15 protein-coding genes are annotated in these 13,550 nt (G+C 45.6%); 13 read left to right on the top strand and 2 right to left on the bottom strand.

Annotated elements, in window-relative coordinates; translation table 11 throughout:
• Positions 1–159 precede the first annotated feature (159 nt).
• The 13 genes from NC796_RS10740 (at position 160) to NC796_RS10680 (ending at position 11,823) form a co-directional block, all read left to right on the top strand.
• Entirely contained in the window at positions 160–1,560 is a 1,401-nt protein-coding gene (locus NC796_RS10740) for a carboxypeptidase regulatory-like domain-containing protein (RefSeq protein WP_310684400.1), read from the top strand.
• 160 nt (positions 1,561–1,720) lie between these two features.
• The gene (gene can, locus NC796_RS10735; protein ID WP_310684399.1) at positions 1,721–2,338 is read left to right on the top strand and encodes a carbonate dehydratase; all 618 of its coding nucleotides are present in this window, start codon (positions 1,721–1,723) and stop codon (positions 2,336–2,338) included.
• A gap of 142 nt (positions 2,339–2,480) precedes the next feature.
• The gene (locus tag NC796_RS10730; RefSeq protein ID WP_310684398.1) at positions 2,481–3,080 is read left to right on the top strand and encodes a hypothetical protein; all 600 of its coding nucleotides are present in this window, start codon (positions 2,481–2,483) and stop codon (positions 3,078–3,080) included.
• Positions 3,081–3,322: 242 nt separating this feature from the next.
• Positions 3,323–4,771 (top strand): MATE family efflux transporter, encoded by a 1,449-nt coding sequence (locus NC796_RS10725; RefSeq protein WP_310684397.1) that lies wholly within the window; start codon positions 3,323–3,325, stop codon positions 4,769–4,771.
• Positions 4,772–4,995: 224 nt separating this feature from the next.
• The gene (locus NC796_RS10720; RefSeq protein WP_310684396.1) at positions 4,996–5,571 is read left to right on the top strand and encodes a transposase; all 576 of its coding nucleotides are present in this window, start codon (positions 4,996–4,998) and stop codon (positions 5,569–5,571) included.
• Positions 5,572–5,742: 171 nt separating this feature from the next.
• A complete protein-coding gene (locus NC796_RS10715) occupies positions 5,743–5,913 on the top strand; it encodes an oxidoreductase-like domain-containing protein (protein WP_310684395.1) in 171 nt (56 codons plus the stop codon).
• Positions 5,891–6,115, top strand: coding sequence for a translation initiation factor (locus NC796_RS10710; RefSeq protein WP_310684394.1), 225 nt, complete (start codon positions 5,891–5,893; stop codon positions 6,113–6,115). Before NC796_RS10715 ends, NC796_RS10710 begins: the two co-directional genes overlap by 23 nt.
• An 89-nt stretch (positions 6,116–6,204) precedes the next feature.
• Positions 6,205–6,381: a hypothetical protein gene (locus NC796_RS10705; protein WP_310684393.1), complete on the top strand. Its 177-nt coding sequence runs from the start codon at positions 6,205–6,207 to the stop codon at positions 6,379–6,381.
• A 54-nt stretch (positions 6,382–6,435) separates the two neighbouring features.
• On the top strand, positions 6,436–6,585 hold the full coding sequence (locus tag NC796_RS10700; RefSeq protein ID WP_310684392.1) for a hypothetical protein: 150 nt from the start codon (positions 6,436–6,438) through the stop codon (positions 6,583–6,585).
• Between the two features lie 12 nt (positions 6,586–6,597).
• Positions 6,598–6,789, top strand: coding sequence for a hypothetical protein (locus NC796_RS10695; protein WP_310684391.1), 192 nt, complete (start codon positions 6,598–6,600; stop codon positions 6,787–6,789).
• Positions 6,786–7,265 (top strand): TIM barrel protein, encoded by a 480-nt coding sequence (locus NC796_RS10690; RefSeq protein ID WP_310684390.1) that lies wholly within the window; start codon positions 6,786–6,788, stop codon positions 7,263–7,265. Before NC796_RS10695 ends, NC796_RS10690 begins: the two co-directional genes overlap by 4 nt.
• A gap of 162 nt (positions 7,266–7,427) precedes the next feature.
• Positions 7,428–8,402 carry a glycoside hydrolase family 130 protein gene (locus NC796_RS10685; RefSeq protein WP_310684389.1) on the top strand — a complete coding sequence of 325 codons (975 nt, stop codon included), beginning with the start codon at positions 7,428–7,430 and terminating at the stop codon, positions 8,400–8,402.
• Between the two features lie 658 nt (positions 8,403–9,060).
• The gene (locus NC796_RS10680; RefSeq protein WP_310684388.1) at positions 9,061–11,823 is read left to right on the top strand and encodes a pitrilysin family protein; all 2,763 of its coding nucleotides are present in this window, start codon (positions 9,061–9,063) and stop codon (positions 11,821–11,823) included.
• An 80-nt stretch (positions 11,824–11,903) separates the two neighbouring features.
• On the opposite strand, the gene NC796_RS10675 is transcribed toward NC796_RS10680, so the two are convergent.
• On the bottom strand, positions 11,904–12,398 hold the full coding sequence (locus NC796_RS10675) for a putative metallopeptidase (protein WP_310684387.1): 495 nt from the start codon (positions 12,396–12,398) through the stop codon (positions 11,904–11,906).
• Positions 12,399–12,665: 267 nt separating this feature from the next.
• A complete protein-coding gene (nei, locus tag NC796_RS10670) occupies positions 12,666–13,496 on the bottom strand; it encodes an endonuclease VIII (RefSeq protein ID WP_310684386.1) in 831 nt (276 codons plus the stop codon).
• Positions 13,497–13,550 lie beyond the last annotated feature (54 nt).

Below are 13,550 nucleotides of genomic sequence, written 5' to 3'. Positions count from 1 at the left end.
ATTAAAAAAAATTAATATTTTCCTCTTTCCACCCAGAAAAGTAATTTGTCATTGATAAGAATCATCTATAGTTAAACTGGGTACAACAAGTTCATTAATTCACAAACGGCTATGAAAATTAAGTCTCTTCTCTTTTCTTTGATAATTAGTATCGGGATAATGGTAGCGTTAAAAGGATGCGGTGCTACCAATGCGGATGTAGAACCAATAACAGTTTCCGGTGAAGTCAGTAATGATAACACGGGCAATCCTATTGAAGATGCCATTGTAGAAATTACAGCTCCTGGACCACTTCGTCAGGCAATAACTACCGACTCACTGGGACAGTTCTCCTTCACTTTTGAGGCTGACAGTTCCTTTTCTGTTACGATTGAGGCCTCAAAGCAGGGATATAACGCCAAAACAACAAACTTCAAAGTAGCTCCCGAAACCGATGTTACCGATCTGATAATCAACCTGGTCTCTCAAGAAGATCCGGGTGGAGGTGACGGCGGTGAACAAGTGGGCGGTGAACCGGAAGGAGCTGCAGCGATTGTATTGACCGGCATCTCAAATCAAGCTATTAACATCGCTGAAACAGGTGACCAGGTGAGTAGCGCTTTTACCTTTCAAGTTCAGGATTCAGCGGGAAGAGCTTTGAATAGCCAAAAAGCGGTAGATGTGCAATTTAACATTATATCTGGACCGGGCGGCGGAGAAGAACTGATTCCGGCAACTGCCAGAACCAATGCACAAGGCCAAGCCACAAGTTCTCTATTCAGCGGTAATACAGCAGGTCCGGTAAAAATCGAGGCCCTCGTTGAACGTCCAGAGGTAGGCCTAACCATTCGGTCCAAACCGGTTATCATTGCCATCCACGGTGGTTTCCCCGATGAAGAACATTTCAGTATTGCACCTGACAAATACAACTTTGAAGGGTATGATATAAATGGAAATCGAAATTCTGTTACCGTTATTGTCGGTGATAAATTCTCCAACCCTGTTAAGCCCGGTACCAGTGTCTACTTTAGTACCACCGGAGGTGTTATCCAAGGCTCGGGTGCAACAGATGATGACGGAATTGTTACGGCAGACCTTATCTCTGGCGAACCCAGACCAAATGATAATATTACTGGCAGTGGCGGGCGACCTGGTTATTCAACAGTTACAGCAACCACTGTTGATGAAAACGACAATCGAATTTCCAAAGACATTAATGTTGTTTTCTCCACACAAACCGCCTCCATAAGTGCAAGTCCCACCACTTTTGACCTGGCACCCAATGGAGGAGAGAGCTTTACCTATACCGTCACTGATTTAAACGGTAATCCTATGGCAGCGGGTACTCAAATAAGCGTTGAAGGTGGCGAAGGTATCGAGGTAACTGGAGATAACAGCTTTACGCTGGGTAATCACCTGTTCCCCGGTCCGGGAGCGACAGACTTCAACTTCTCAATACGTGATACCGATGAAGAATCGAACGATCCGGCGTCACTGACAATCAAAATCTCCGTTACCACCCCCTCTGGAAATACGACCACCTATACCGGTATTTCGGGTACACGGCGTAAAGTGCGATAACTTTTAGACTGTAATTTATTTCAAGGCCCGCTTCAGTAATTCGAAGTGGGCTTTTCTTTTCTCCGTCCTCATCAAAAAGTGATTTAGCAATCCCATTTTCTTTACATTATATTCGATTGAATTTTAAGCAATGAATGTGCACTTAGACTAAAATTATCTCATGGAAATACAAGATCTTTTTGCAAACAACCGCCAGTGGGCAGAAGCAGTAGAACAGCAAGATCCCGGTTTCTTTAAAGAGTTGTCCAAGGATCAAAACCCGGATATTTTGTGGATCGGGTGCTCCGACAGCCGGGTGCCGGCCAATCAAATTGTGGATCTCCAGCCCGGCAGCCTGTTTGTACACCGGAATGTGGCCAATGTAGTGGTTCACTCCGATCTGAACTGCCAATCCGTGCTGCAATACTCCGTTGAGGTCCTCAAAGTGAAACATATCATAGTTGCAGGCCACTATGGATGTGGTGGTGTAACGGCAGCGCTCAAAGATCAAAATTTTGGGCTTATTGACAACTGGCTTCGCCATATTAAGGACAACGTAGCCAAGCACCGGGAGGAACTGGAACAGATTTCAGATGAACAGGAAAAGATCAACCGCATGTGTGAGCTGAATGTAAAAGCCCAGGTTATCAATGTCAGCCATTCCCCTTTTGTACAGCAGGCTTGGAAAAAGGATCAGGAGGTGAATGTTCACGGTCTCATTTATGACCTGAAAGATGGCTTACTTAAAGACCTTGGGCTTACTGTGAGCAATCAAAAAGCCCTCTCAGAACTACTATAAAAATTGGCTCGATTTTAGTTAGTCCATTTCTCACCAAGATATTTGTGAGAAATGCGGGTTAGAATAATTCGGTCAAATTACTGATCTATACCGAACCTTTTCATATATTCCGTTCACCATTAAAAATCAACTGTTGTTATCCATGCAGATTAAGAGTACTGAGAAGAAATTTGCCAGCATAGCCTATAAAGATTCAGATTATCAAAGCTTTATTGAGAGCGCAAAAGCAGGTGGAGAACACCATCTTGCTCTCTTTATTGGACCTTATGAGAATAATAAAAAGAAGGCCCTTAATGAGATCGGTCGGGCCAGTGGCAAAGAAGTGCTCACTTTCAATTTTAACGACATTGTTTCAAAGGTTGAAAACGAAACATTTGAGGCCATTGATGAACTTTTAGAAGAGGTTGAGGGCTCGGAAAATGTACTCTACTTTTCCAACGGTGACAAACTTTGCGGAGCTTACACCGGGTTTACACACTCGAAGGTAAAATATGCAACTCCCCAAGAGCGGTATTTTCTGCAGAAGATTCAGGATTTTAAGGGCCTGGTGATTGTCGACATCACGGAATATGACAGCGCCGATGAAACAATCCTGCGAGCTGCGCAATCTATCATAAAGTTTCCGTTGCCCAAATCCTCTTTTCAACGCTTTTGGTGGCATTTGAAGCATTACTCGCTGCACGGATTTGACCTTAAAACAAAACGACCGGAAGGATACCTGGACTCTTCCACAAATTTTTAAACAAGATGATACTCTCTTTTCTTCATTCATTCCCAAAATCATCCGTTCTCGGTATCGGGTAACGAAATAATTTAACTACCCGTCGGTTCGTTTTTGTTTTCGCTATATATGTTTTAGCGATCTTGCACCTGTCCAAACGGACAAGCCCTTCTGTTGTGTGATTATTACTAATGTCTGGATGGGTCATTCTTCTGAAACGGAGAAGCCTATTCAATTTATATCTATTTACGGGATTAATATCGATGGGAAACGATAGTAAACAGTTTGAAGAGAGTGTAAAACAGCAGTCTGGTTCAAGGTCTTGGTATGGTCAGCTCTGGCAAGATATTCTGGGCTCCATTCGTGGTGTGGAATATGACTTTACAGAGGGCAGCATGAGTCGGGCGATACTGCTGCTGTCCATCCCCATGGTGCTGGAGATGGCCATGGAATCGATCTTTGCCATTGCAGATATCTTCTTCGTCTCCCAGCTGGGTGCCGATGCTGTGGCTACGGTGGGGGTTACGGAATCGGTGCTGACGCTTGTCTATGCCATTGCAATGGGCCTGAGTATGTCTACTACTGCCCTTGTTTCTCGGCGTATTGGGGAAAAGAATACTTACGGGGCGGCCATATCAGCTGTGCAGGCTATCATTGTATCGGTAATTGTAGCCCTCCCGATCTCGCTGGCCGGCATTTTCTTTGCCCCGGAGTTACTCCGCCTGATGGGATCAAATGAGCAGATGATCCAGGAGCTCTACAGCTACACTGCCATCATGCTTGGTGGCAATATTGTGATCATGCTGCTTTTTGTGATCAATGCCATCTTCCGGGGGGCGGGCGATGCGGCCATATCTATGCGTGTGCTGTGGGTAGCCAACGCCATCAATATTGTGCTCGATCCGTTGCTTATTTTTGGATATGGCCCCTTCCCGGAGCTGGGCATCATGGGTGCAGCAATCGCTACCACTATTGGTCGGGGACTAGGAGTCATCTATCAATTCTATCTTCTCACAAAGCGCAGTAGCAGGATCAACATTCTGCCTGAGCACTGGAAACTGGAGGGAGTTATCATGAAGCGGCTGGTTCGGTTATCGCTGGGTGGGATCGGGCAGCACCTGATAGCCACCTCCAGCTGGATCGGCCTGGTGCGTATTATCGCTGTCTTTGGGGCTGAAGCGTTGGCGGGATATACTATTGCTATCCGCATTCTTATCTTCTCACTGCTCCCTTCCTGGGGTATGAGTAATGCCGCTGCCACGCTGGTAGGACAAAACCTTGGGGCGCAAAAACCGGACCGTGCTGAGCGCTCTGTATGGATTACCGGACTTGTGAACATGGTATTCCTGGTTATGGTAGGTACCGCTTTCTTTTTCTGGGCTGAGGAGTTAATTCGTCTTTTTACAGATGAACCACCCGTGGTATCCATCGGCACACTTTGTTTGCGGATAATATGCCTTGGCTATCTTTTTTATGCCTGGGGCATGGTTATTTCGCAAGCTTTCAACGGGGCGGGTGATACCGACACTCCCACTCTGCTCAACTTTATCTGTTTCTGGCTGGTGGAAATTCCCGTGGCCTACCTGTTTGCACTTACATTGGGATTCGGGGAACAGGGCGTATTCTACTCCATTGTTGTAGCAGAATCACTGCTTGGTCTGCTCGGTATCCTCGTATTCAAACGAGGAAAATGGAAGGAACGCAAAGTCTAAAAGTTTGCCACTCCCCTACCCGTTCGCTGCTTTTGCGGCCGGGTGGGTTGATCAACGCTTGTTTCTACTTCTTAATCCTCTAAAATACACCGGGCGGCCAATTCAGCCCAACTCGTTAAAACTTCGATGGACGAGCCACCCGGTGGAGAGTGATTTCAAAAAAATTGTAAGGATTTCATCTCAAAGCGATCTATTGGTTAAAACAGAAACTAAATTTCTTTTCAATGGAATTTTTACCCAACAATTGGTATCACATTTATAACCGAGGTAACAATAGAGCCAATATTTTCTTTGAGAATGAAAACTATATTTTCTTTTTAGAAAAAATTAGGAAACACTGGCTTTCACATTGTGAAATCGCTGCTTACTGCCTCATGCCAAATCACTTTCATTTCCTTGTAAAGATCAAGGAATCATATACTCAAGGCCAGCTTAACAAAAGGATTGCAATAACTCTGCGATCCTATACACAAGCTATCAATCGAAGCTTCGATCGCACTGGGTCATTATTCGAGGAATCAACAAAAGCTAAATGTTTATCAAAAGGAAAATCTGTAAAAAACTATAATTACCCCTTGATATGCCTTCACTATATCCATCAAAATCCATTGCGTGCAAAATTGGTGAATCAACTACGCGAATGGAGATTTTCTTCTTTTCCTGATTTGGCTGAGTTTAGAAATGGAAGTTTACCGGCCAAAGATTTAGTCTATCAATATTTCCAGTTCAACAACAAGGGAGATTTCCGCCAACAATCACTCACGGCAGTTCCAACTCAAATAACTAAACAACTTTTTTAAAAATTCCCTCCCCCCACCCGGCCGCTGCTTTTGCGACCGGGTGGGTTGATCAGTGCTTGTTCTGCTAATTTATCTCTTCAAGACCCACCGGGTGGCAAACCCAGCCACCCGGTGGGAGTGCTATTAATATTCTTTGAGAAAAATCGAACAGAAGTATATTTTTGGCCTATTATGAAGGAACCAGAAAAACCACTGCCTACAGATTGCTGCGGCTCGGGCTGCGAACGTTGCGTCTATGATATCTACGTAGAGCAGTTGAAACAGTATAAAGCCTGGCAAAAATCGCAACAGCAAATCAAAGAAGAAGCAGGAGCATCTGATGGCATTAAAAGTGAAGCGTGATACCAGTGGCCGCCGTGGAAAAACCGTAACCATGATTACCAATATTCAGCATAATCCCCAGGTCATTGAAGACCTTGAAAAAAAGCTGAAACAACATTGTGGTGCTGGCGGTACCAGCTATGCCAAGACCATTGAAATACAGGGGGATCATGTTGACAAGATAAAATCATACCTGAAGGATCAGGGATTTGATGTAAAATAGGTGATCTTTTCGTTACATGAGCTGCCAAATCCCAACAATACGCTTTCTAAAAAGTTAGTTAAAATCTTAACTATCAACCCAAAGGAAAAATGACTCTAACTATTCCGGATGAAAAATATGAAGCGATTCTGAAGCAGATCGAAAGCAAAGAAAGCCCGGTAGGCATTGACGCCGGTAAAACGCATGTATTGATTCTCCATAAATTATTGGAAATTGAGCAACGTCTCGAGCGATTAGAAGCAGCGGTCAATCAAAGGAATGATTAACCATTGATAGTGTATAATTCGGGATAAGGGGAAATTTAAACAAATTGGGTTTCCATGACATCGATTGATAGAAAGCACTTCATAAAACAATTGGGACTTGCAGGGGCTGGTGCTATAGCTGCCGGTACGGGTTTATTTGGTAGCGCCAATGCAGAAAAAAACGTCCGAATAAAAATGCTCGATCGGATTGGTCTACAGCTTTAATCAATCATTCCATTGCTGACTGAAGATTTTGAAGGTACTCTTCAGACTCTTTCTAAGATCGGCTATAAAGAAGTGGAATTTGCGGAACCCTACTATTTTAGCCCAAATTCTGATGGCAAAAAGTCCGGCTTCTACGGAAACAATGCTGATCAGATGCGTGCCCTCCTTGACAAATATGGGCTAACAGCACCGGCTGCACATTGAGTCTTGGAACACTCCAAAATAATCTACCAGAAGCCATTGACGCCGCCCATACGGTAGGCATCAACTACCTTATATGCCCTTTCCTGACAGCTGATCAACGTCAAAATCTCGATGCTTATAAGCAGCTGGCCGACCAGTTTAATGTATTTGGAGAAAAGTGCCAAGAAGCTGGCCTCCAGTTTGCTTACCACAATCACAGTTTCGAGTTCGGGGAAATGGAGGGCGAAATCCCTTATAATCTGCTGCTCGATTCAACAGAGTCGGATTTGGTGGCAATGGAACTGGATCTCTTCTGGATAAAAATGGCCGGCTACGATCCGGTGGATTACTTCAATGAGTATCCCGGCCGGTTCCCTACAGTTCATGTAAAGGATATGAAAAAAAAGATGGTGCTTGAAAATCCACTTTCCACCTTTGAAAACCAACAAGCCATCCAGAAAGCGTTTGGAAGCCTGGAAGATGTTGGAAAGGCGTGATTGATTTTAAGCGCATTCTTTCTGCTCATGAAACAGCCGGTATTCAGCACTATTTTATTGAGCGTGACCGCCCGCCTCAGCCACTTCAAACTATTAAAAACGGGTACGCGTACCCGTCAAAGTTGGAGATAAGCTAGTCGGTTTAACCCACAATATATTTTAATGTGTTACCAAACGAAGAACAATATCACTGCCTCTGTCCTGATTTTTCTTGCGTTGGTAACATTCCCGGTTATAGCAACTGCCCAGTGGCAGATTGGTCCCTTTCAAAAATATGAAGACAATCCAATCCTGGTTTCCCGGGGAGACAGCTGGGAAGCCAAAGATGTGTTCAACCCCACCGCATGGACTGATGGGCACAAAGTGTATTTACTCTACCGGGCTGAGGACTCTACCGGTATCGGCAAGTGGAACGGCACCTCCCGCATTGGGCTGGCCACCAGCAGTGACGGCATTCACTTCTCAAGAGAGAAAAAACCTATCCTGGAGCCTACTGAATCGTGGGAACTGCCGGGCGGTACTGAAGATCCCCGCATCACCAAAATTGATAGCACCTTTTACCTCACGTATACCGCTTATGACGGCGAGACGGCACGACTGGCGCTGGCAACCTCCACTGACCTAAGAAGCTGGAAGAAGCACGGTCTTATTTTTCCCAATCGTGGATGGACAAAGTCTGGGGCTATATTAGATGAACAGATTAACGGCAAATACTGGATGTATTTTGGTGACACAAATATCTGGGTGGCCTGGTCAACGGACCTACTGAACTGGAATGTCATAGAAGAACCGGTCATGAAACCGCGCAACGGGAAGTTTGACAGCCGATTGGTGGAACCCGGTCCCTCTCCTATACTGACCGAAGATGGTATTTTACTGCTTTACAACGGCGCCAATGATGACCTCATCTATAATGCAGGACAGGTTCTATTCGAAAGGAATGATCCCACTAAAGTAATTGCTCGCAGTAACACTTCCTTTATGCAGCCGGATACCCAACTTGAGCGTCATGGCCAGATTCCAAATGTTGTTTTCGTGGAAGGTCTGGTCAACTTCGACGACACTTGGTTTCTTTATTATGGGATGGGAGATTCAGGAATCGGGGTGGCTATAGAGACAGATAACTGTTTTTGGTAGTGGTATTTTAAAAGTTGTGCTGATGTAATTGAGTGGAGGCTTATTGCATTCGTTTAACTGTTGAGTTAAATGTCAAAGGTTGGAAGGTTGGAAGGTTAAAGGGTTGAAGGTTGTTGAGATGTTGAGGTGTTGAAGGGATTCTTACTCACATTGCTTGGTACCGTTCGTTCTGCGGCGGTATCCCAGATTGACGCTCTGCGTCAAGCACTTCCATATCAATGAGTTTAGCGATTCGAGGGAGAAGTTTAGTTTGACAATTTGCAGCTTGTTGGGGCACGACGCATCGTGCCCTTACCATTCATCGCTTAACCCTTTATTACTTACTGAAATCATGCTTATTATCAGTTCCAGTTAACGCGTTTTGAGCGGTTCTTTTATCCCGAATGCTAATGCTCGGGAAAGTGGAATAAATCCCAGCTTGTATTACGAAGCATGCCTTCGTGTAAAGCTTCGGTGTGTAAACCTTGTGCGCAGCAGTGCCGGCATTATTTTTCGTTTAGTTTTCAGTCCGACTCCAGGCGGATCTCATCGCTAAAAAAAATGAACACTGTGTTCTTTTGAATTTCATTTTTTGGCTATAAAGTCATAACATTTTCTGATTAAATTCGTCAAAGGGTCTGATATATTCACCCTAAGGCCTTAACAAAATCAGCTAGTTATGAAAAAAAGCGCTTCCCTCCTGTTCATCTTTGCCCTGCTTTTCATTTCAGAATACGCTTTCGGGCAAGATGGATATACAAAAGTAAAAGAACTTGGTGGAATAGAGGAATACCGGCTAGAAAGCAATGACCTGTGCGTTTTATTGATGGAAGATCATTCGGCCCCGGTGCTTACGTTTATGGTCACGTATAGTGTCGGCTCACGGAATGAAGTAACCGGTACCACCGGTGCCACCCACCTGCTGGAGCACCTTATGTTTAAAGGTACGGACAAGTATAACAGAGAAGATGGCACCGGCATAGACGCGATGCTCCAAAACCGAGGGGCCATCCTGAATGCCACTACCTGGCTCGATCGGACAAATTACTACGAAAACCTGCCCAGCGAGCACCTGGAACTGATTGTAGATATCGAGGCCGACCGGATGCGCAACCTCTGGCTCCGTGAAGAAGACCGCGAGCCTGAAATGACTGTCGTCCGCAATGAATTTGAACGCGGAGAAAACAGTCCATTCAGCGCACTGAATAAAGAGATATGGGCTTCTGCTATTATTGCCCACCCATATCACCACTCTACCATTGGCTGGAGGTCTGATATTGAAGGAGTGCCCATTGAAAAGCTACGGGAATTCTACGATACCTATTACTGGCCTAACAACGCGACCGTTACCGTCATAGGCGATTTTGACAAAACGGAAGCCCTCGGTTTAATCAGGGAGTATTATGGTGAAATTCCCTCCTCCCCCAATCCCATACCGGAAGTTTATACTGAAGAACCCGAACAGCAGGGTGCCCGGCGTGTTGAAGTTAAACGAGCGGGACAGTTGGGCGTAGTAGGTATTGGTTTTAAAGCACCGGAAGGTGCTCACGAGGACTATGTGGCCTTGAGTGTGCTCGATAACATCCTTACCAATGGTAAAACCAGCCGACTTTACCAAACACTTGTTGACCCCGGCAAAGCCACCAATGTCTTTGACTTTTATTTTCCCTTTAAGGATCCGAGCCTGTTTGTTACATATGCATTTCTAGGTCCTGGCGCTACCCACGAAGAGGTTGAACAAATCTTGTGGGATCAAATTAATGAGATAAAGGAGAACGGCGTTACTCAGGCCGAGGTCGATCGTGCCATCACCCAGATTACTGCCCAAACAGCATTCGATCGCGACGGCTCATTCTCTATCGCCAGCCAGATCAATGAAGCAATCGCCATGGGTGACTGGACCTTCTACGTGCGATATCCCCAAGAAGTGCAGTCTGTTACTCCACAACAGATCCAGGACGCAGTAAAAACGTACTTTGTCAAGGATAAAAGTACGACCGGGTACTTCATCCCGAAAACTCCGGGAGCAGCAGATCAGCCTACAGCGAGCAGCAGTTCTCGCTCTGATGAGGAATTCGAATCGATGCTCTATTACCGGGACCATAATTTTGAAGCTCAAGAAACCGGGGGGCATGGCTCGGGAAATGATAAGTCACCAGCAGATGCAGACACTGACCTGGCAAGCCAAATCAACAAAACCGACATCGGAGATATCGAAGTATACACCATGAAAACCGGCGTTAAAGATGTAATCACTATCGGGGGGAGCCTGGCCGGTGGCGATTGGTACAGCCCGGAATCCAACTCCATGATTGCGGATATGACCGGTAACATGCTCGACCAGGGTACGCTTTCGAAGGACAAATTCCAGATCGCTGAAGAGCTCGAAAACCTGGGGGCGTCGATAAGTTTTAGCGTGGATGCCCACAGCCTCAATTTCAATGCCAAATGCCTGGCAAAAGATCTCCCAAAAGTGATGGAACTGCTGGCCGAACAGCTCCGGGAACCTGCTTTTGATGCTGAGGAGCTGGAAAAGTTTAAAATACAGCGAAAAGGAGCGTTCCAGCGAAGCCTCGAAAATACTGGGTATATGGCGAGTTCAAAACTTGCACAAATTCTGTATCCCAGAGATCATCCGAACTACCAGATGCCCGTTGAGCAGCTCATCCAGGATATTGATGCTGTGACGGTTGAAGATCTGAAGAAATTTCATTCCAATAATTACGGAAACAAGACGATGAAACTGGTGGCGGTTGGGGATCTTAATTCAAAAACGATTGAACAACAGGTTTCAAAAGCGTTTGATGGCTGGAGCGGTGGCATCACCTATCAAACCGCTGAGACAGCCTCCCTCCCTGCTGAGAAAGTTGATGAGACCGTCTATATGGAAGAGAAGACCAGTGTTTCAGTGAATATGGGTATTCCGCTCGGTATTGATGAAGAGCATCCCGATTACCTGCCGTTGATGCTTGGCACCTATATCCTCGGCGGCAACTTTTCGGCTCGACTGATGTCCACGGTTCGTGATAAAGAAGGGCTTACTTACGGCATTGGTTCAAACCTTTCCGGTACTTCGATGAGTGACGGCCATTGGGCATTGTCGGCAACGTTTGCCCCGAACCTGCTGGACCAAGGCATGAAATCGACCATGCGCGAGGTACAAAACTGGATTGAGAATGGCATAACCGAGGAGGAACTGGTTGCTAAAAAATCGACAATCACCGGATCAGCCAAAGTGCAGCTGGCCACCACTGGTGGAGTAGCAAGCTATATCCACGATTTGGCGCTACGGGGTAAGTCGGTCTCTTATGCCGATCAATATTTCAAAGATATTGAAGCTGTTACACTTGGACAGGTCAACCGGGCCATCAAAAAGTATATCGACCTGGATCGGCTGGTGGTTGTCAAGGCGGGGACCGTAGAAACGCCTGAATCGAGATAGTTTTTAAAATTTCGAGCAGGGAATGGGAAAGCTGTCACTCCTCTTCTGCATTCCACATTCCTTGCTCGATTTTATTTGGATCAAAGGCTCACTTTACTTTCGCGTTTGGGATCCAAGTCATACAGTGAAGAAACCGTGGCTTGCACCGTTTTGTACCATTCGTTTCCATATTTGTCGTTGATCTCATAAAAATCAGCAAAGTCCGGCTTGCGGGTCTTCATTTTCCATTCTTGGTTCTTCGCTTTGTACGTAGGGTCAAGATGTAACAGCTCGTGGAATAGCACCATTTCCCTGGTCTTTTCATCCAGCATATCCCACATTTCACCCGATATTTCGATCAGGTAGTCGTTTCCGGAGTAATATTTCACTTCCCGGGAGGCTTTCATGCACTTGGCTGCACGGTACTTGGTTACATTGGGATAAACAAGGAAATAGCCGATTGATGCAGGCCCAAATTCAAGATTTTCCCGCTCAATTACACGTTCTGCAATCGTTTCTACTTCTGGTGACTCCATCAGTTGTTTGTTGCTATGGCTGATAGTATCACCTGGTTTCAATATATCATTATCATTCATAAAGGTAAGTACTGGTATGCTTCAATTTCTGTTTAACTAAATCATTTGAGAACGCTTAAAGTATCGTATTCGAATGATTTTTTCAGCCTTTTATCAAATGTATTGTTTAGCTCTGCCCGCATCTTTTTTTGGGCGTATCAAGAATTGGTTGCAACAGAACAGTCGCCGTGGAAAGCCAGAAGGGTGATGGAAGCCGATTTTTAGCTCATTTTCGATGCGCGGGATATTTTATCGGAAGAATCTGAATCTGCCTGATAAATCAGCAGCCTATTTGTCTGACTTTGACTGGCATTCTGGGCAGTAATACAGCTTTCGCCCGCCGGTCTTATCTACCTGGATTTCTGTCCCGCATTTATAACAAAAATCGCCTTCCCGGCCATATACAAAGTGCCGGTATTGGGAACGCGATTTCCCTTCCCGTTTCAGTGCTTCAACCGTCTTGGGATCAGTGGTGATCCCTCCGGTTTCAAAGGATCGTCGGGCAAGACCGATGGAAGCTTCTGCCATGTTCTCTTTTTGTTCAATTGTACACTGCCTGAGCTTCAGGTCGGGGTGTACTCCGGCTGTGAACATCACTTCTGCCCTCAGGTAGTTGCCCAGTCCACTTAAAAACGACTGGTCCAAAAGCAGAGTGGCTACCTTCCTGTTTTGAAAATCCTCATCCTGATATCGGTCCAAGACTATCTCATAGTCCGTATCGGGATGCAGTACATCGGGCCCAAGTTTTTTCAGATAATCGTGTTCCGGGAGCTGTTCATCGGTCAACACCTCAATTTCAGACGCAGAATACAGCAGAGCCGAGTGCTCCCCATTGGTGAGAGCAAGCCGTAGCGACCGGTTCGTGTCGGGCCGCTCTCCATTTTCTGCAAATTTCCACTTGCCATATAGCTGGTTATGCGAGTAGATGTTCAATCCCCCGTCAAAGCGCGTGAGAATGGCTTTACCGCGGGGCTCCACCGTTTTAACTTCACGGTTATTCAGGATTTCCTCGTACTCCTTCAGCTCGTCAAATGCGAAATAGATTTCACTAACTTTACGACCGGCCAACACTTCTGACAGGCGATCGGCTTCTCTCCAAATTTCGGGACCTTCTGGCATCTCAAGTATCTGTTAAATTGAATGGTTAATTGAGTCATACAAACGATCTGTGGA

It is taken from the genome of Aliifodinibius sp. S!AR15-10 (genome assembly GCF_031569985.1).
Classification (GTDB): domain Bacteria; phylum Bacteroidota; class Rhodothermia; order Balneolales; family Balneolaceae; genus JAMQKA01.
Note: the sequence above shows the minus strand (reverse complement) of the source record. Positions and strands in the feature narration are given on the sequence as shown.

What these genes read in the sequence shown, in the direction of transcription:
- NC796_RS10715 (WP_310684395.1), top strand. Translation starts at nt 5,743, where the DNA reads ATGAAGGAACCAGAAAAACCACTGCCTACAGATTGCTGCGGCTCGGGC.
- NC796_RS10675 (WP_310684387.1), bottom strand. Translation starts at nt 12,398, where the DNA reads ATGAATGATAATGATATATTGAAACCAGGTGATACTATCAGCCATAGC.
- NC796_RS10700 (WP_310684392.1), top strand. Translation starts at nt 6,436, where the DNA reads ATGACATCGATTGATAGAAAGCACTTCATAAAACAATTGGGACTTGCA.
- NC796_RS10730 (WP_310684398.1), top strand. Translation starts at nt 2,481, where the DNA reads ATGCAGATTAAGAGTACTGAGAAGAAATTTGCCAGCATAGCCTATAAA.
- NC796_RS10710 (WP_310684394.1), top strand. Translation starts at nt 5,891, where the DNA reads ATGGCATTAAAAGTGAAGCGTGATACCAGTGGCCGCCGTGGAAAAACC.
- NC796_RS10740 (WP_310684400.1), top strand. Translation starts at nt 160, where the DNA reads ATGGTAGCGTTAAAAGGATGCGGTGCTACCAATGCGGATGTAGAACCA.
- NC796_RS10685 (WP_310684389.1), top strand. Translation starts at nt 7,428, where the DNA reads ATGTGTTACCAAACGAAGAACAATATCACTGCCTCTGTCCTGATTTTT.
- NC796_RS10680 (WP_310684388.1), top strand. Translation starts at nt 9,061, where the DNA reads ATGAAAAAAAGCGCTTCCCTCCTGTTCATCTTTGCCCTGCTTTTCATT.
- NC796_RS10720 (WP_310684396.1), top strand. Translation starts at nt 4,996, where the DNA reads ATGGAATTTTTACCCAACAATTGGTATCACATTTATAACCGAGGTAAC.
- NC796_RS10725 (WP_310684397.1), top strand. Translation starts at nt 3,323, where the DNA reads ATGGGAAACGATAGTAAACAGTTTGAAGAGAGTGTAAAACAGCAGTCT.
- NC796_RS10705 (WP_310684393.1), top strand. Translation starts at nt 6,205, where the DNA reads ATGACTCTAACTATTCCGGATGAAAAATATGAAGCGATTCTGAAGCAG.
- can (WP_310684399.1), top strand. Translation starts at nt 1,721, where the DNA reads ATGGAAATACAAGATCTTTTTGCAAACAACCGCCAGTGGGCAGAAGCA.
- nei (WP_310684386.1), bottom strand. Translation starts at nt 13,496, where the DNA reads ATGCCAGAAGGTCCCGAAATTTGGAGAGAAGCCGATCGCCTGTCAGAA.